15 protein-coding genes are annotated in these 17,671 nt (G+C 72.1%); 6 read left to right on the top strand and 9 right to left on the bottom strand.

The window, feature by feature from the left end; translation table 11 throughout:
• Positions 1-3 precede the first annotated feature (3 nt).
• Both QIY60_RS24670 and QIY60_RS24665 read right to left on the bottom strand, forming a co-directional pair.
• Entirely contained in the window at positions 4-1,698 is a 1,695-nt protein-coding gene (locus QIY60_RS24670; RefSeq protein WP_283144373.1) for an NAD(P)/FAD-dependent oxidoreductase, read from the bottom strand.
• Positions 1,699-1,756: 58 nt separating this feature from the next.
• Complete coding sequence (locus QIY60_RS24665; RefSeq protein ID WP_283144372.1) at positions 1,757-2,554, bottom strand: carbon-nitrogen hydrolase family protein; 798 nt, start codon at positions 2,552-2,554, stop codon at positions 1,757-1,759.
• Positions 2,555-2,861: 307 nt separating this feature from the next.
• On the opposite strand from QIY60_RS24665, the gene QIY60_RS24660 reads away from it, so the two are divergent.
• On the top strand, positions 2,862-3,428 hold the full coding sequence (locus QIY60_RS24660; RefSeq protein ID WP_283144371.1) for a Repetin: 567 nt from the start codon (positions 2,862-2,864) through the stop codon (positions 3,426-3,428).
• A 6-nt stretch (positions 3,429-3,434) separates the two neighbouring features.
• Here the strand turns inward: QIY60_RS24660 and QIY60_RS24655 are convergent, their stop codons facing one another.
• Both QIY60_RS24655 and QIY60_RS24650 read right to left on the bottom strand, forming a co-directional pair.
• Positions 3,435-3,890, bottom strand: a complete 456-nt coding sequence (locus tag QIY60_RS24655) for an Lrp/AsnC family transcriptional regulator (RefSeq protein ID WP_190089512.1) — start codon at positions 3,888-3,890, stop codon at positions 3,435-3,437.
• A 10-nt stretch (positions 3,891-3,900) separates the two neighbouring features.
• Positions 3,901-5,310 carry an amino acid permease gene (locus QIY60_RS24650; protein WP_283146057.1) on the bottom strand — a complete coding sequence of 470 codons (1,410 nt, stop codon included), beginning with the start codon at positions 5,308-5,310 and terminating at the stop codon, positions 3,901-3,903.
• A 432-nt stretch (positions 5,311-5,742) separates the two neighbouring features.
• Here QIY60_RS24650 and QIY60_RS24645 point away from each other — a divergent pair, with 432 nt between their 5' ends.
• On the top strand, positions 5,743-6,630 hold the full coding sequence (locus QIY60_RS24645) for a GDSL-type esterase/lipase family protein (RefSeq protein WP_283144370.1): 888 nt from the start codon (positions 5,743-5,745) through the stop codon (positions 6,628-6,630).
• A gap of 208 nt (positions 6,631-6,838) precedes the next feature.
• Here QIY60_RS24645 and QIY60_RS24640 read toward each other — a convergent pair whose 3' ends face one another.
• From QIY60_RS24640 to QIY60_RS24630, 3 genes are all read right to left on the bottom strand, one after another.
• Positions 6,839-8,320 carry a GuaB1 family IMP dehydrogenase-related protein gene (locus tag QIY60_RS24640; protein ID WP_283144369.1) on the bottom strand — a complete coding sequence of 494 codons (1,482 nt, stop codon included), beginning with the start codon at positions 8,318-8,320 and terminating at the stop codon, positions 6,839-6,841.
• Between the two features lie 98 nt (positions 8,321-8,418).
• Positions 8,419-8,763 carry a barstar family protein gene (locus QIY60_RS24635; protein WP_283144368.1) on the bottom strand — a complete coding sequence of 115 codons (345 nt, stop codon included), beginning with the start codon at positions 8,761-8,763 and terminating at the stop codon, positions 8,419-8,421.
• A complete protein-coding gene (locus QIY60_RS24630) occupies positions 8,760-9,188 on the bottom strand; it encodes a ribonuclease domain-containing protein (protein WP_283144367.1) in 429 nt (142 codons plus the stop codon). The genes QIY60_RS24635 and QIY60_RS24630 overlap by 4 nt, the downstream gene beginning before the upstream one ends.
• Before the next feature lie 58 nt (positions 9,189-9,246).
• On the opposite strand from QIY60_RS24630, the gene QIY60_RS24625 reads away from it, so the two are divergent.
• Genes QIY60_RS24625 through QIY60_RS24615 form a run of 3 tightly spaced genes read left to right on the top strand, consistent with a single transcriptional unit; the run spans position 9,247 to position 13,289 of the window.
• On the top strand, positions 9,247-10,791 hold the full coding sequence (locus QIY60_RS24625) for an ATP-dependent DNA ligase (RefSeq protein ID WP_283144366.1): 1,545 nt from the start codon (positions 9,247-9,249) through the stop codon (positions 10,789-10,791).
• 4 nt (positions 10,792-10,795) lie between these two features.
• Positions 10,796-12,124 (top strand): glutamine synthetase family protein, encoded by a 1,329-nt coding sequence (locus QIY60_RS24620; protein WP_283144365.1) that lies wholly within the window; start codon positions 10,796-10,798, stop codon positions 12,122-12,124.
• A gap of 1 nt (position 12,125) precedes the next feature.
• The gene (locus QIY60_RS24615) at positions 12,126-13,289 is read left to right on the top strand and encodes an amidohydrolase family protein (protein WP_283144364.1); all 1,164 of its coding nucleotides are present in this window, start codon (positions 12,126-12,128) and stop codon (positions 13,287-13,289) included.
• Positions 13,290-13,475: 186 nt separating this feature from the next.
• Here QIY60_RS24615 and QIY60_RS24610 read toward each other — a convergent pair whose 3' ends face one another.
• Positions 13,476-14,528: a sugar-binding domain-containing protein gene (locus tag QIY60_RS24610; protein WP_101387357.1), complete on the bottom strand. Its 1,053-nt coding sequence runs from the start codon at positions 14,526-14,528 to the stop codon at positions 13,476-13,478.
• Positions 14,529-14,607: 79 nt separating this feature from the next.
• Positions 14,608-15,291 carry a ribulose-phosphate 3-epimerase gene (gene rpe / locus QIY60_RS24605; RefSeq protein WP_101387358.1) on the bottom strand — a complete coding sequence of 228 codons (684 nt, stop codon included), beginning with the start codon at positions 15,289-15,291 and terminating at the stop codon, positions 14,608-14,610.
• A 297-nt stretch (positions 15,292-15,588) separates the two neighbouring features.
• Here rpe and QIY60_RS24600 point away from each other — a divergent pair, with 297 nt between their 5' ends.
• Positions 15,589-17,655: an MMPL family transporter gene (locus tag QIY60_RS24600; RefSeq protein ID WP_283144363.1), complete on the top strand. Its 2,067-nt coding sequence runs from the start codon at positions 15,589-15,591 to the stop codon at positions 17,653-17,655.
• The last annotated feature ends 16 nt before the right edge of the window (positions 17,656-17,671 follow it).

Genomic DNA, 17,671 nt, shown 5'->3' with positions numbered 1-17,671 from the left:
CCGTCAGTCCTCCGGCAGCTCGACCGGCGCGATCTCGTCGTACAGGTCGCCCGGGCCGGGGTTGGTGCCGTCCGTCGCGCCGCCGAGGTGGTGCATGACGCCCCACACCGCGTTCAGGGCGGTCTGCACCGCGCCCTCGGCCCAGCCCGCCGTCCAGGAGATGTCGTCGCCCGCGAGGAAGATGCCGCGCTTGTCCTCGGGCAGCGAGTCCTGCATGAAGTGCGTGAACAGACGGCGCTGGTAGCGGTAGTGGCCCGGCAGGTTCGCCTTGAACGCGCCCATGAAGTAGGGCTCGTTCTCCCACGACACGGTCACCGGGTTGCCGATGATGTGCCCCCGGATGTCGACCTTCGGGTAGATCTCGCCGAGCGACTTGAGCATGACCTCCATGCGCTCGTTCGCCGACAGCGGCAGCCACTTCAGGCTGTCGTCGCACCAGGTGTAGGAGAGGCAGATGACGGCGGGCTGGTCCGGCCCGTTGTCCAGGAGATAGGTGCCTCGGGTCATCCGGTCGGTGAGCGTCATCGACATGACGTCCCGACCCGTCTCCTCGTCCTTGTCCAGCCAGAACGGACGGTCCACCGGAATGAAGAGCTTCGAGCTCTCCATGTAGTGGGTGCGCTCCATGGCCGTCCAGTGGTCGATCGGGAACAGCGAGTCGTCGCACTCGATCTTGGACAGCAGCATCCACGACTGCGCGGTGAAGATCGCCGCGCGGTAGGTGCGGATGTCGCCGGAGGCGTCGGTGACGGTGATGCGGTTGCCGGCCGTGCGGTGCAGACGGGTCACCGCCGGGCGCGGGGTGCCGTCGTGCAGGGAGGACAGCGAGGTGCCCTGCGCCCAGTGGACGATCTTCTCGGGCTCGCGCTCCCACAGGCGCAGCGGCAGCTGCTGCGAGCCGCCGACGATGCCGCGGTGGTGGTCGTCCGCCTCGGTGTAGACGACGCGCAGGATCTCCAGGATGGAGTTGGGGAAGTCGGTGTCCCAGCCGCCGGTGCCGAAGCCGACCTGGCCGAAGATCTCGCGCTTGCGGAAGGACTGGAAGGCCTCGGACTTGCAGAGGTAGCCGTAGAAGGTCTCGTCGTCGAGCTTCTCGACGAGCTTGGCCCAGATCTCGCGGATGCGCGGGACGTCCCGCTCGCGCATCGCGGTGTTCATGTCCGAGAAGTCGGCGCCCTCTTCGAGGCAGGCGTTCCACGCCTCGGCGACGTCGCGGTAGACCTGCGGCAGGTCGGCGATGGTCTCGGCGTAGTGCGTCTCGCCCTTGAGGTCGACGACCGTCGACGGGGTGGCCTCGGCGAGCGGGTTCGGGAACGGCTCGGTGACCAGGCCGACGAGGTCGATGTAGTGCTGGAGCGCCGTCGAGGAGGGCGGGAAGCGCATCGCGCCCATCTCGGCGGTCAGACCGTCCGTGCCGGGCCCGTCGAACTCGACGGTGCGCAGCCGCCCGCCGATCTGGTCGGCCTCGTACACGACGGGCTTGAGGCCCATCTTCATCAGCTCGTACGCGGAGATGATGCCGGACAGACCGCCGCCGATGACGGCGACCTCGGTGCCGTGCTCGGTCGCGGGTATCTGGCCGAGCCCGGCCGGGTGGGCCAGGAAGTCGTCGTACGCGTAGGGGAAGTCCGGGCCGAACATGGTGATCGGCGGCTGGCCGTCGGTGTGCGGGACAGCGGTGGGCACCGTGGACGTCATGGGGTACGGACTCCTTGCGCGGTACGAAGGGGGGTGGGGGTGGCCGGAAGGGTCCGGGTCAGACGAGGGAGGTGTAGAGGCCGGGGCGGCGGTCCCGCAGATACGGGTTGTCGGCGCGCGAGGCGGCCAGGAACTCGGGGTCGGCGTCACCGACGACCAGTTCGGCCTCGCGGCCCGCGCGGGCCCGGGCGGTGCCGTCGGGCCCGGCCAGGCAGCTCAGCCCGACGAACTCGAACTCGCCCTCGGGGCCGGTCCGGTTGACGTACGCGATGTACATCTGGTTCTCGAAGGCGCGCACCGGCACCACGGACCGGGCGACGAACTCGGCGGGGTGCATCAGCGCGGTCGGCACCAGGAGGAGGTCGGTGCCGGCCAGCGCGTGCGCCCGGGCGTTCTCGGGGAACTCCACGTCGTAGCAGATCATCATCCCCAGCCGCAGCCCGTTCAGCTCGGCCTGGACGACCTGCTGGTCGCCGGGGGTGAACCACTCCTGCTCGAAGCAGCCGAAGAGGTGGGTCTTGCGGTAGTTCGCCAGGCGCTGCCCGGCGGCGTCGATGAGCTGGGCCGAGTTGTAGACGGTCCCGCCGTCCCGCTCCGGGTAGCCGTAGAGGACCGCGAGCCCGTGGCGCACGGCGATCTCGGCGACGGCCTGCGCCCCGGGGCCGTCGGCGGCCTCGGCGAGCTTCGGCACGTCATCCCCGATGGCGTAGCCGGTGAGGAACATCTCGGGGCAGACGAGGAGCCCGGCCCCGGTCGCCGCGGCCCGGCCCGCCGCCTCCTCCAGCACCTTCAGGTTCGCGGCCACGTCACCCGGACGGCCGGAGCTCTGAAGCAGGGCGGTGCGCAGCGGCGGCATGGCAGACCTCGGGGGGCGTAAGGGGATGAGGGGGTCGCATATGACGGTACGTTCCGGGCTTCGGCCCGGACAAGGCGCGACCGTTGCGCGCCGGAGGATGATTCATTGCGCGTCGACGGCCTTCGGCAGCGATTCGTTGCGTGGCGTTGACGGGGCCCTTACGCCTCGGGGTGTACGTGGGGCCCGCTCCCCCGCCGTACGGCGGAGGCGGTCCCTCCTCGGGTGCGATGCGGCGGACCCCTCAGCGGCGGGAAGCTGAACGCACCCGGATGAACCGGGACACCACGACCGCTTCGGAGGCCCCGCCATGAACCGTCCCGCCTTCTCCCGCCCCCATACCCGCACCCTGGCGCTGGCCGCGGCCCTGCTGATCGGGGCGGGCGCCGCCGGGTCGGCGGCGGCCTCCGGCAACGGGGCCGGGCCGGACGCGCCGCGCGAGGCGGCCGCACTGACGGGCACCGCCAAGCTCTACCGCCCGGCCGGTGACGACATCACCTTCTCCTTCGACGCGCATCTGGCGGCGGAGGACACCAAGGACCCGGAGAAGGCGTTCGGCACGTTCAGCTTCCGGCACGTCTTCCCGGACGGCCGGACCGGGACGGCCGAGGCGGAGGTCGACTGCCTGATCACCGGCGGCAAGGTCGCGGTGGTGACCGGGATCGTCACCGAGAGCGACACCCCGTTCAAGGGCAAGCGCGTCGGTGTCTCGGTCAACGACCAGGGCACGCACGACCGGCTCGGCTACAGCTGGATCGGCTCGGAGGACGAGGCGACGAAGAAGCTGCCCAAGTGCATGAGCGCCGCGCCCTTCGAGAAGGTGAAGGCGGGCACCGGCGACTTCCACGTGGTGCCGTGGCAGGTCCCGTACAACTGAAGCCGGTCAGGCGGGCGAGCCCGACGAGAACCGCCTGAGCAGCGGCGACAGCACCAGGACCGACTTGGTGCGCTCCACGTACGGCTCCCCCGCGATCCGTTCGAGGACCCGCTCGAAGTGGCGCATGTCCGAGGCGAAGACCTGGACGATCGCGTCCGCCTCACCGGTGACGGTGGAGGCGGACGCGACCTCGGGGTACCGCTCAAGGCCGCGCTTGATGGCCTCGGGCGAGGTGTTGCGGCGGCAGTAGATCTCGATGAAGCCCTCGGTCTCCCAGCCGAGCGCCGCGGGGTCCACCCGGACGGTGAATCCGGTGATGGCCCCCTCGGCGCGCAGCCGGTCCACGCGCCGCTTCACGGCGGGCGCGGACAGGCCGATCAGCGAGCCGATGTCGGCGTAGGAGCGGCGGGCGTCTTCAGCGAGCGCGTGGACGATGCGCTCGTCGAGGTCATTGAGTCGCACTGCGGGTGGATCACTTCTCTGCGGATGCGGTCTCCGTGGCCGTGGCCAGTCGGGAGCGGCGGATGCCGTATCCGAAGTAGATCACGAGACCGACGGCCATCCAGCCACCGAAATACTTCCAGGTGATCCCCGGGAGGTTCCACATCAGATAGCCGCAGCTGAGGAAGCCGAGCACCGGGATCACCCAGCCGAACGGCACCCGGAAGGTGCGGTGCATCTCGGGGCGGGTGTAGCGCAGCACCACCACGGCGACGTTGACCAGGGCGAAGGCGAAGAGCGTACCGATGCTGGTGGCGTTCGCCAGCTCGCCGAGCGGGATCGCGGCCGCGAGCACACCGCAGAACAGCGACACGATGACGGTGTTCACGACGGGCGTCTTGGTGCGCGTGCTGACCTTGGCGAAGGTCTTCGGCACCAGGCCGTCGCGGGACATGGCGAAGAGGATGCGGGTCTGCCCGTACAGCACGGTCAGGACGACACTCGCGATCGCGATCACGGCGCACGCGGCGAGGAGCGTGGCCCAGAAGGACTGACCGGTGACGTCCTTCATGATCCCGGCCAGGGCCGCTTCCGAGCCCTCGAACTCCTTCCAGGGGCGGGCGCCGATCGCGACGACCGCAACGAGGACGTACAGCGCGGTGACGATGACCAGCGAGAGCATGATCGCGCGCGGCAGGTCGCGCTTCGGGTTCTTCGCCTCCTCACCGGCCGTGGAGGCGGCGTCGAAGCCGATGTACGAGAAGAAGAGGGTCGAGGCCGCGCCGCTGACGCCCGCGGTGCCCATCGGCATGAAGTCCGAGTAGTTGCCGGACTTGAAGCCCAGGAAGCCGATCACGCAGAACAGCACCAGCGCGGCCATCTTCACGCACACCATGACCGTGTTGGCGCGGGCCGACTCACGCGCGCCGCCGAGCAGCAGCACCATCGCGAGCACGACCACGATCAGCGCGGGAAGGTTGAAGTACCCACCGTCGCCCGGCGGTGCGGCGATCGCGTCCGGGATGGTGACGCCTATCGTCCCGTCCAGGAACTCGTTCAGGTACTGGCCCCAGCCGACGGCCACGGCGGCGACCGAGACGCCGTACTCCAGGATCAGGCACCAGCCGCAGATCCAGGCGATGAACTCACCGAGCGTTGCGTAAGCGTACGAATACGAGGAGCCCGCGACCGGGATGGTGCCGGCCAGCTCGGCGTAGGCGAGGGCCGAGAACAGCGCGGTGAGACCGGCGATGACGAAGGAGATCGTGACGGCCGGGCCGGCCTCGGGAACGGCCTCGCCCAGGACGACGAAGATGCCCGTGCCGAGCGTGGCGCCGATGCTGATCATCGTGAGCTGCCACATGCCGAGGGTGCGGCGCAGAGTGCCGCCCTCGCCCTTGCCACCCTCGGCGACCAGCAGTTCTACCGGCTTGCGCCGCATCAGCGGGTTGCCGGGCCGCTGCGCCCCGGTGGCCGGTGCTGCTGCGGTGGGGGGCGCTGTGCCGTGGTCCAACACTTCAGTGGGCTCCTTGTCGCTGCCTTCGGAAGCCGACGACCGCGACGGTCCGGCCCTTCCCGCACGGAGGGGGAATCCGGGCATGACTGAGCACACCGTGGCCGGTACCGCCGAGCAGGCGGTCGCCGCCACTCCACGTATGGCGAGAAGAGTAAAGGGTTCCGCTTCCCGCTCGTAATGCAGCAACCTTGCGCATCGGTGAATGATCATTGCGCACAAGGGCGACGGATGGGTGTTTGTTGCGCATCAGCGTTCGATCCGTGCGCGAAGGACGCTCATCGCTGTTCGCCGGCGGGGTAGGAGTGAAGTCCCGCACGTCCCTCTCCCAAGGGTCCGAAGACGATCGGTGGTGCCTGGGTGAACTGGCTGGATCCGGAGCCGTTTCTGCGCGGAGTCGCCTGGCGGGGCACGTCGGGGAGGCCGCTGCGCGCCGACCCGGCCCAGCTCGGCCGACTGCCCCTGGACGTCGTCGAACGGGCCGCGCTGCCGGTCGGCGTACGGCTGGAGTTCACCGCCGAGGGCGCGTCGGCGGTCGAGATCCGCTACCGGGCCGAGGTGCCCGCGCCCTCGGAACCGCTCGCCCCGCTCGCCCACACCTTCGCGGTCTGGACGAGCGAGCGCCGGGTGTCCGAGACGACGGTCCCACCGGCCGGGGAAGCGACGGTCAGGCTTCGACTGCGGCCCTGCGGAGGCCCGTTCATCGTCCATCCGCCGCAGGCCGCGGCGCCCCGGATCCTCGGTCTGCGCGGCATCGGCGGCACACTGCGGCCCGTGCCCGCCGGACCGCGCTGGCTGGTCCACGGCGACTCCATCACCGAGGGCTGGTGGTCGACCCGCCCCGCCCACGCCTGGCCCGCCGCGGCCGGACGCGCGCTGGGCCTGGACACCGTCAACCTCGGTTACGCGGGGGCCGCGCGCGGCGAACTGGCCACCGCCGAACAGCTCGCGTCCCTGCCCGCCGACGTCCTGACCCTCGCGTTCGGCACCAACTGCTGGTCGGGTGTGCCGAGTTCGGCGCCTCTGCTGTACGAGACGACGCGCGCGTTCCTGGCCCTGGTGCGCCGGGGCCACCCGCACACCCCGCTCCTGCTGCTCTCCCCGCTGCTGCACCCGGCCGCCGAACGGACCCCGAACGCCCTGGGCGCCACGCTGAGCGCCCTGCGCGCCGCGATGGAGCGGCGGCCCGGGACCGCGCCGAAGACGGCGACAGCCACCTCCACGTGCTTCCTGGCCGCGACCTGCTGACCCCGGCGGACCTGGCGGACGGCCTGCACCCGAACGACGGGGGCCACAGGAAGATCGCGGGGGCGGTGGCGGAGGCGCTGGCCCCCCACATATAAAAACGGGCGGCCCCCCGCGCTGTGCGCGGGGGGCCGCCCGTTTTTTTGGGGCGCGGGGAACTGCGCGACCAGCCACAGCGGGCCCGCAGACGAATAACCGCGCTCCTGGAGCGCTAGCTCCAGCTCGCGTGAAGCGGCTTGCCCTCGGCGTAACCGGCCGCGGACTGGATCCCCACGACCGCCTTCTCCTCGAACTCCGCCAGCGAGCTCGCGCCCGCGTACGTGCAAGACGACCGCACACCCGCGATGATCGAGTCGATCAGGTCCTCGACGCCCGGCCGGGTCGGGTCGAGGAACATCCGCGACGTCGAGATGCCCTCCTCGAACAGCGCCTTGCGGGCCCGGTCGTACGCCGACTCGTCGCTCGTACGGTTGCGGACGGCACGCGCCGAGGCCATGCCGAACGACTCCTTGTAGAGACGGCCGTCGGCGGTCTGCTGGAGGTCGCCCGGGGACTCGTACGTACCGGCGAACCAGGAGCCGATCATGACGTTGGAGGCACCGGCGGCGAGCGCCATGGCGACGTCGCGCGGGTGGCGCACGCCACCGTCGGCCCACACGTGCTTGCCGTACTTCTTCGCCTCGGCGGCGCACTCCAGGACGGCGGAGAACTGCGGTCGGCCCACGCCGGTCATCATCCGGGTGGTGCACATGGCGCCGGGGCCCACACCGACCTTGATGATGTCGGCGCCGGCCTCGATGAGGTCGCGCACGCCCTCGGCGGCGACGATGTTGCCCGCGACGATCGGGACCTGCGGGTCGAGGCCGCGGACGGCCTTGATCGCGGCGATCATCGACTCCTGGTGGCCGTGCGCGGTGTCCACGACGATCGTGTCGGCGCCGGCGTCCAGGAGCTGCTTGGCCTTGCCCGCCACGTCGCCGTTGATGCCGACGGCGGCGGCGATGCGCAGCTTGCCCTCGGCGTCGGTGGCCGGGCTGTACAGGGTCGCGCGCAGGGCGCCCTTGCGGGTGAGGATGCCGGCCAGACGGCCGTCCTTGTCCACGGCCGGGGCGTAGCGGCGGTTGGCGTTGTCGAGCTTGTTGAACGCCTCGCGCGGGTCGATGTCCGCGTCGAGCAGCAGCAGGTCCTTGGACATGACCTCGGAGAGCTGCGTGAAGCGGTCCACGCCGGTCAGGTCCTCGTCGGTGACGACGCCGACCGGGCGCTGGTCGCCGTCGACGACGACACCGGCGTTGTGGGCGCGCTTGGGCAGCAGCGCCAGCGCGTCGGCGACGGTCTGCGTCGGGGCGAGGACGATCGGGGTGTCGAGCACGTGGTGACGCGTCTTGACCCAGGTGATGACGTCGGTGACGACCTCGATCGGAATGTCCTGCGGAATGACGACGATGCCGCCGCGGCGCGCCACGGTCTCGGCCATCCGCCGTCCCGCGATGGCCGTCATGTTGGCGACGACGAGCGGGATCGTGGTGCCCGTGCCGTCGGGCGAGGCCAGGTCGACGCCCTGGCGGGAGCCCACCGCGGAGCGGCTGGGGACCATGAACACATCGTCGTACGTCAGGTCGTACGGCGGCTTGATGTCATTGAGGAAACGCACGTGCAGAACATCCCAGTCGATCGGAGTGACCCCAGGCATTTCAGCCGGGGCTAAACGCACGTACTTCATTGTCCCATGTTCGGATGATTGCGCCGCCCGGGCCGATCATCCAGGGGTTGGACACGGCCCTGGTGGGATCACACGAAGGCGCCGAGCGCGAGCACCACGGCGAGGGTGCCGCCGTCGCCGCTGACGGCCGCCTCGTCCAGCACGTCCCGCGCGGTCTCCCACTCGTCGGGGCGCGCCGCCGCGTACCCTTGCCAGCGCCGCACCACGAGGAGGCGGCCGGGTTCGGCCGGGCCCCAGTCGGGGTCGCCGAGGCAGTCGGCGAGGGCGTCCCAGTTGCGGCCGAACCACTCCGGCAGCCGCAGCGCGCGGGCGCAGCGGTCCATGAAACCGGCCTTGTCGGTGACCCCGGCGAGGTCGAGCACGTCGACCTGCCAGCCGGTGGCCCGTACGGCGTCGAACGGGTCGGCCGTCATCGCAGCACCGCCTTGAACGTCTTGTAGTGGTCGCCGGTGTAGTAGACCTCGCCGCTCTGCCCGGTGACCAGGCGCCGGGCGCCGCGGTCGCGCGACTTCGGGGTGTTGACCGTGTACTCGTGGTAGTAGCCGCGCTTCTGCTGCGGCAGGGCCTTCTCGAAGTTCCCGAAGACCGTGCCGTCCTTGGCGTACGGGAACGGCCCGCCCTGGTCGATCAGCTTCAGGGTCTGCTGGGCCTCGGGCGGCAGCTGGGAGGCGCGGACGGTGGCCCTGCCCTTGGCCCAGCCGGGTGTGGCGGCGGCGCCGGAGGCGGTGGCCCCGGACGGCTCCGCGCCCTTCTTCGACCCGCCCCCGCACCCCGTGAGCAGGAGCGCCAGGCAGGCCAGCAGGACGGAGACGGTCGTTCGGGCGGACCTGGTGAGCATGGGCCGATGCTGCCATCCAGAGCCTGCGGACGCGAACGCGCCGGGTGACGATGGGGCCATGCTCCTCGCCGATGTGGCCACCACCTCCCGGGAGATCGCGGCGACCTCCTCCCGTACGGAGAAGTCCGCCCTGCTCGCCGCGCTGTTCCGCGGGACGGCGCCGGACGAGGCCCCGCTGGTGGTCACCTATCTGGCGGGACGGCTGCCGCAGCGCCGCACCGGGCTCGGCTGGAGCACGCTCAAGGACCGCCCGCCGCCCGCCGCGCGCCCCGCCCTGACGGTCCAGGAGGTCGACGCGGCGCTCGACCGGATCGCGGCCCTGTCGGGCAAGGGAGCCGGGAGCGAGCGCAGGCGGCTGGCCGGTGAGCTGATGGCCGCCGCCACCGAGGAGGAGCAGCGCTTCTTGTTCGGCCTGATCACCGGCGAGGTCCGCCAGGGCGCGCTGGACGCGGCCGCCGTGGAGGGGCTCGCCGAGGCGACCGGCGCCCCGGCGGCGGACGTGCGGCGCGCGGTGATGCTCGGCGGCTCGCTGGGGACGGTGGCCGCGGCGCTCCTCGGCGGCGGCACCGGGGCGCTGGCCGCCTTCCGGCTGGACGTGGGCCGGCCCGTGCTGCCGATGCTGGCGCAGACGGCCAAGGACGTGGACGAGGCGCTGGACCGGCTCGGCCCGTGCGCGGTGGAGGAGAAGCTCGACGGCATCCGGGTCCAGGTGCACCGCGACGGCGAGGATGTGCGGGTGTTCACCCGTACGCTGGACGAGATCACCGGACGGCTGCCCGAAGTGGCGGCGGCCGCCGGGGAGTTGACGGCGGAGCGGGCGATCCTCGACGGCGAGGTGATCGCGCTCGACCTGGAGGGGCGGCCGCGGCAGTTCCAGGACATCGCGGGCCGGGTCGGCTCACGGCTGGACGTGGCCGGTGCGCAGGACCGGTTGCCGCTGTTTCCGGTCTTTTTCGATCTGCTCTCGGTGGACGGCCGCGACCTGCTCGACCTGTCCGTACGGGAGCGGAGCGCCGAGCTCGTACGGGTGGCGCCCGAGCCGCGCCGGGTGCGGCGGGTCACGGTGGAGGACCCGGACGACCCCGAACAGCGGGCGGCGGCACGGGAGTTCGCGGCCCTGACGCTGGAGCGCGGCCACGAGGGCGTGGTGGTGAAGGCGCTGGACTCGGCGTACAGCGCGGGCCGCAGGGGCGCCGCCTGGCTCAAGGTCAAGCCGGTGCACACCCTCGACCTGGTGGTGCTCGCGGCCGAGTGGGGGCACGGCCGGCGCACCGGCACGCTCTCCAACCTGCACCTCGGCGCGCGCCGCCCGGACGGCTCGTTCGCCATGCTGGGCAAGACCTTCAAGGGGCTCACCGACGCGCTGCTCGCCTGGCAGACCGGGCGGCTGCGGGAGCTGGCGGTGGCCGAGGAGCCGTGGGGGGTGCGGGTGCGGCCGGAACTCGTCGTAGAGATCGCCTTCGACGGGGTGCAGAGATCGTCGCGCTACCCGGAGGGGGTGACACTGAGGTTCGCGCGGGTAGTGCGCTACCGCGAGGACAAGAGCGCCTCGGAGGCGGACACGGTCGCCACGGTGAAGGCACTGGGCGGCGGGAGGGACTGAACAAGTGCGGTCGGAGCAGGTGCGGGAGCGGGTACAGCGGGCCCGGCAGGAGGCGGCGCGGCTCGTCGCCGAGGGGGTCCGCGCGGTGGCGCTGACCTCGGTGGACAACGCGGGCATCGCGCGCGTGAAGGCGGTGCCCGCGGGCCGCCTCCCGGCGGTCGTGGAGCGCGGGGTCGGCATGTCGCCGTGCTTCGACGCCTTCCTGGTGGACGACTCGGCCACCTCCAGCCGCTTCAGCGGCGGCCCGGACGGCGATCTGCGGCTCTTCCCCGATCTGGACCGGCTCACCGTGCTCGCCGGACAGCCGGGCTGGGCCTGGGCCCCGGTCGACCGCTACGACCAGCAGGGCGGTGAACACCCGGGCTGCCAGCGGCTGTTCGCCAAGCGGATGACGCGCCGGGCCGCCGATCGGGGCCTCTCGCTGCGGATGGGCTTCGAGACGGAGTGGACGGTCTCGCCCTCCCTCGAAGGCCCGGCGTACGGGATGACGCGGATCGTGGAGCGGTCGGCGTACATGAGTGATGTGCTCGGCGCACTCCTGGAGCAGGGCGTGGATGTGCTCCAGATCCACCCCGAGTACACCGAGGGCCAGTTCGAGGTGTCGGTGGCACCCACCGATCCGGTGGGCGCGGCGGATCTGGCGGTGCTGGTGCGCGAGACGGTCCGCGCGGTCTCGGTACGGCACGGGCTCACCCCGTACTTCGGCCCGGTCGTCACGGCGGGCGGCGTCGGCAACGGCGCCCACCTCCACCTCAGCCTCTGGCAGGAGGACCGGAACCTGTGCGGCGGCGGGGACGGCCGGTTCGCCATGACGGCCGACGGCGAGTCGTTCCTCGCGGGCGTCCTGGCGGCCCTGCCCGCCCTCCTCGCCGTCGGCGCCCCCTCCCCCGCCAGCTACCTCCGCCTGGAACCCTCCCGCTGGGCCGGCGCTTTCCAGTGCTGGGGGCTGGAGAACCGGGAGGCCGCCCTCCGCTTCATCGCCGGCGCGCCCGGCGACCCGGACGCCGCCAACGCCGAGGTCAAGTGCTTCGACCCGGCCGCCAATCCGTACCTGGCGGTGGGCGCGGTGATCGCGGCGGGCCTGGCGGGCCTGGACGCCAAGGCGATGCTGCCCGAGCCGGTCTCGGGCGACCCGGCGGTGGTGGGCGGATGGCCCCGGCTGCCCGCCTCGCTGCCCGATGCGCTGCGCCACTTCACCGCCTCCGAGGTCCTGCGCGAGGCGATGGGCGACCCGCTCTTCGAGGCGTTCGCGGCGGTCCGCCAGGCGGAGGCGGCCCTGTTCGAGGGCAAGTCCGCCCAGGAGATCGCGGACGCGACGCGGGGAAGGTACTGAGGTGGCGGGGACAGGCGCGCCCCGGAACGCGGCGGTCGAGGCACCCCCGGGCACCCTCCTCGACCACCACTGCCACGGCGTACTGCGCACCGACCCCGATCCGGCGGCCTTCGAGGCGTTCCTGACCGAGGCCGACGGGCCCGCCGCGCCCGGGACCAGCTTCTTCGACACCCAGCTCGGCTTCGCGGTGCGCCGCTGGTGCCCGCCGCTGCTCGGTCTGGAGCCGCACTGCACGCCGGAGCGCTATCTGGCCCGGCGCCGCGAGCTCGGCGCCCGCGAGGCGACCCGGCTGCTGCTGCGGGGCAGCGGCATCGGCGCGTACGTCATGGACACCGGCCTCCCCGGAGACATCACCGGGCCCGCCGAGCTCGCCGAGCTGAGCGGCGCCCCCGTCCACGAGATCGTGCGTCTTGAGCGGCTGGCCGAGCTCGCCGCCGACACGACCGGGGACGCGGACGCGTTCCTGGCGGAGCTGGCGGCGGGGATCCGCGCGGCGGCGACCACGGCCGTGGGCTTCAAGTCGGTGGCCGCGTACCGGTACGGGCTCGACCTCGCCCCCGAGCCGCCCGCGCTCCACGAGGTGCGCGACGCGGCGGCGAATTGGCTGAAAAAACGGCCGAAGGGCGACCGTCCGAGAGAGAAGGACGACCGCCTGAGGGATCCGGTCCTGCTGCGCCATCTGCTGTGGTCGGCGGTGGCCACCCGGCTCCCGATCCAGCTGCACACCGGCTTCGGCGACCCGGACCTACGGCTGCACCGCTGCGACCCGCTGCTCCTGACCGACTTCATCCGGGCCACGCGCCGCTCCGGCACCCCGCTGATCCTGCTGCACGGCTACCCGTACCACCGCAACGCCGCCTACCTCGCCCATGTGTACCCGCACGTGTACGCGGACATGGGCCTCACCCTCAGCCACACGGGCGCCCGGGCCGGTGCCGTACTGGCCGAGATGCTGGAGCTCACCCCGTTCGGCAAACTCCTGTTCTCGACGGACGCCTACGGCCTGCCGGAGCTGTACGTGGTCGGCGCCCGCCTCTTCAGGGAGGGCCTGGACGAACTCCTGGAGACCTGGACGGGCTCGGGCGCGTGGTCGCGTACGGACGCGCACAGGGTGGCGGAACTACTGGCGAGCAAGAACGCGGAGCGGGTGTACGGAGCCCCTTAGCAATGCGTGCGTGCAGCGCGCTCCCGTCCCCTTGGCGATGCGGGTGGCAGCGCTCCCATCCCCCTAAGGGGCGCGGGGCTGTGACATTGTGCGGCTCCGCCGCGTGGGCGCGACCAGCCCCTACGGTCCGCAGCCGAACGGGGCCCGGGGCGAAGCCCCGAAATCGGCCCGACACCGACAGGGGGCTCAGTCCCCGTCGGGGTCGGCCCGGTCCAGCGCGGGCCGAGGCTGCGCGCCAGTCTCATGCAGCAGGAAGTCCGCCGCAGCGGTGTCCGTCACCAAACTGGTGACAAGGCCGGACCGCAGCACCGCATCGATCGCCGAAGCCTTCCGCTGCCCCCCGGCGATCGCCACGACCTCCGGAATCCGCCGCAGCCGATCCGCCTCGACCGTGATGCACCGCTCCCCGAGATCCCGGCCGACCCGTCGGCCCTCCGCGTCGAAGAGGTGCGCCGACATCTCCGCCGCGACGCCGAGCGAGGCGTAGTGCGCCCGCTCCTCGTCGGTCAGCATGTCGTGCACCGTGGAGATGCCCGGCTCCCACGAGCCGATGGAGACCGCCGCCACCGTCACCTTGTCGAAGTACTCGAAGGCCCGCGCGATCCCGGTCTGGTTGCGCAGCGCGGCCGCGGTGGCCGCGTCCGGCAGCAGCATCGGCGCGTAGATGGGGTGCGCGTCGCCGCCGGAGACCTGGGCGGCGCGCCGCACCGCCTCCACCGAGCCGCGCTCGGCCGTGCCCGCGTCGTACACCCCGGTGAGCTGCACGACCGTGCACGGCGGCAGCCGGTCGAGGGCCGCGGCCATGTGGATGGTGGACCGGCCCCAGGCCAGGCCGAGCACATCGCCCTCGCTGACCAGCTCGCCGAGCAGGTCCGCGGCGACCTCGCCGAGGTTCTCCGGGTCGGGCGACGACTCGTCCTCGCCGGCCTCCGGGGACTCGACGACGACGGCGTGCCGCAGCCCGTACCGGGCGCGCAGCGCGTCCGAGCGCTCCGCGTCCAGCTCGGCCGGGACGCGGATCTCGATCCGCACCAGGTCGCGCTCCAGGGCGGTCTCCAGGACCCGGGCCACCTTGAAGCGGCTGACGCCGAACTCCTCGGCGATCTGGATCTTGGACTTGCCCTCCAGATAGAAGCGGCGGGCCATGGCCGCCGCCTGCACCAGCTCCGCGGGTCCCATCCGCAGGGCTGACCGACCCGCCGACATTGCAGACACCGCGATCTCCTCACTGCTGTTCACACTCTGGACTCGCTGTTCATCCTGTCAGATCCAACGGTCCTTGATCAGCCCCGTAGGGCCGCGTTCACCGAGCCGTGGCTCAGTGGCCGCATGCCCATGGGGCGCTCGCCGTGCTCCGTTCCGCCATGGAGCGCAGGGTACGCACCGCGTCGGCGGGGTCCTTCGCTCCGTATACGGCCGACCCGGCCACGAAGACGTCCGCGCCCGCCTCCGCGCACCGCTCGATGGTCGTCGCGGAGACCCCGCCGTCCACCTGGAGCCACAGTTCCAGGCCGTGCTTGGAGATCAGCTCCCGGGTGCGGCGGATCTTCGGCAGCATCACGTCCAGGAACGGCTGGCCGCCGAAGCCCGGCTCCACGGTCATGATGAGCAGCATGTCCAGCTCGGGCAGCAGGTCCTCGTACGGCTCGATGGGCGTCGCGGGCTTGAGCGCCATCGACGCCCGCGCCCCCTTGGCCCGGATCTCCCGCGCGAGCCGCACCGGCGCGGCGGCGGCCTCCGCGTGGAAGGTGACCGATCCGGCCCCCGCCTCGACGTACTGCGGGGCCCATCGATCCGGGTCCTCGATCATCAGATGGCAGTCCAGCGGGGTCTCCGTCGCCCGGCGCAGGGATTCCACGATCGGCACGCCGAGCGTGAGGTTCGGCACGAAGTGGTTGTCCATGACGTCCACGTGCAGCCAGTCGGCGCCTTCGACGGCCTTGGCCTCTTCGGCGAGCCGTGCGAAGTCGGCGGAGAGAATGCTGGGGTTGATCTGAGCCATGCCCCAAGCCTGCCATGCCTCGCAGCACTTGCCTGCCACGGTACGGATACGGGGCCCCCGGGAGGCGAGACCTACGTCTCTCCTACGACTCGCCGGAGCGGAAGACTCCGTGTAATCCTGGTGTTTCAGGCCATTTCGGGAGCGGCATCCCGCGCCGACCGCGGGCCCCTGGGGGACGTGATGTCCGACGCGCGCAACCACCCTGACCACAGCGGAGAACGCCCCGCGGCGACCGGGCAGGGCCCCGGCCCCCGCGGAGTCGCGTGGCTGGTATGCGGTCGCCGCACCAAATGGCTGGTGCTCGTCCTCTGGCTGATCGTGGTCGCGGTCGCCTTCCCGCTCGCGCAGAAGCTCACCGACGCCCAGGACAACGACGCCACCTCCTGGCTGCCCGGCAGCGCCGAGTCCACCCAAGTCTTCGACTCCGCCAAGGCGTTCAGGCCGGAGGAGATCCCGGCGATCGTCGTCTACGCGCGCGACGACGGCCTCACCGTCGCCGACAGGCAGAAGATCGGCGCCGACGCGACGGCGATGCGCGCGATGAGCGCGGACGGGATCCAGGGCGCCCGCGTCCAGGGCCCGCAGTTCGACGCCGGCGCGACGGCCGCGCAGATCCTCGTGCCGATCAAGATGGACAAGAACGGCTGGAACCACATCGCGGACGCGGTGGACCGGCTGCGCGACCGGTCGGGCACCGGCGACAGCGGGCTCCAGGTGCACATCACCGGCCCGGGCGGCACCTCCGCCGACTTCGCCAAGGCCTTCTCCGGCATCGACTCCACCCTGCTCTTCTCGGCGCTCGCGGTGGTCGTGGTGATGCTGCTGATCACGTACCGCAGTCCCACGCTGCTCCTGGTGCCGGTGATCTCCGTGGTCTGGGCGCTCTCCGCCGCGCAGGCGCTGATCTATCTGCTGGCCCGGCACGCGGGCCTGACCGTCAACGGCCAGAGCGCGGGCATCCTCACCGTGCTGGTCTTCGGCGCGGGCACCGACTACGCGCTGCTGCTCGTCTCCCGCTACCGCGAGGAGCTGCGCCGCCACGAGGACCGCCACGAGGCGATGGCGCTCGCCCTGCACCGGGCCGGGCCCGCGGTCCTCGCCAGCGGCGCCACGGTCGTCCTCGGCATGCTGGTCCTGACGGTGGCCGAGATGAACTCCACCAAGGGCCTCGGCCCGGTCGCGGCCATCGGCGTCGCGGTCGCGCTGCTCGCCATGCTCACCCTGTTCCCGGCGCTCCTGGTGATCTTCGGCCGGTGGATCTTCTGGCCGGCCAAGCCCGTCTTCGGCTCCCCGGACCCGACCGCACGCGGGGTCTGGGCCCACACCGGCCGCCGCATCGCCGCCCGGCCGCGTACGGTCTGGGTGACGACCGCCGTGGTGCTCGCGGCGTGCTCGCTCGGGCTGCTCCAGCTGAAGGCGAACGGTCTGAGCAACGCGGACTCGTTCACCGGCAGACCGGACTCGATCGTGGGCGCCGAGGTGCAGGCGAGGCACTTCCCGGCGGGCAGCGGCGATCCCCTGGTGATCGTCACGGCGGCCGACAAGGCGGCGGAGGTACGCCGGGTCGTCGCGGCCACCGACGGCGTGGTGCCCGCGTCGATCGGGGTGCCACCGGGCACCGCGGCCGAGCACGACGGCCGGGTCCTGCTCGAAGCCACCATGACCGCGAGGCCGGACAGCGACGCCGCGCACGCGACCGTCGAGCGGGTGCGGGACGCGGTCCACGCGGTGCCCGGCGCGCACGCCCGGGTGGGCGGCGGCACGGCCGCGGTCCTGGACATGGAGAAGGCCACCACGCACGACAACAAGCTGGTCATCCCGCTGGTGCTGCTGGTGGTGCTGTGCGTCCTGGCGATCCTGCTGCGGGCGCTGGTCGCGCCGCTGCTGCTGATCGCGACGGTGGTGCTGTCGTTCGCGGCGGCGCTCGGCATCAGCGCGCTCGCCTTCCGCCATCTCTTCGACTACGCGGGCGAGTCCACCGACTTCCCGCTCTTCGTCTTCGTCTTCCTGGTGGCCCTGGGCATCGACTACAACATCTTCCTGTCCACCCGCATCCGCGAGGAGGCGGCCCGCCAGGGCACCCGCCGGGGTGTCGTGACGGCCCTGGCCGCCACCGGCGCCGTGATCACCTCGGCGGGCCTGGTCCTGGCGGGCACCTTCGCGGTGCTCGGCACCCTGCCGATGGTGGCCTTCGCCGAGATCGGCTTCGCGGTGGCGCTGGGCGTCCTGCTCGACACCTTCATCGTCCGCTCGATCCTGGTGACCTCGCTGTTCCTGGACGTGGGACGGCGGGTGTGGTGGCCGCACCGGCTGTCGCGGGACCCGGAGGAGGGCCCGGTGAGCGCGGGGACGGCCACCGACTAGCCGAGTGGCGCCAACC

The organism is Streptomyces sp. BPTC-684 (assembly GCF_030028635.1).
Taxonomy (GTDB): Bacteria; Actinomycetota; Actinomycetes; order Streptomycetales; family Streptomycetaceae; genus Streptomyces; species Streptomyces noboritoensis.
Note: the sequence above shows the minus strand (reverse complement) of the source record. Positions and strands in the feature narration are given on the sequence as shown.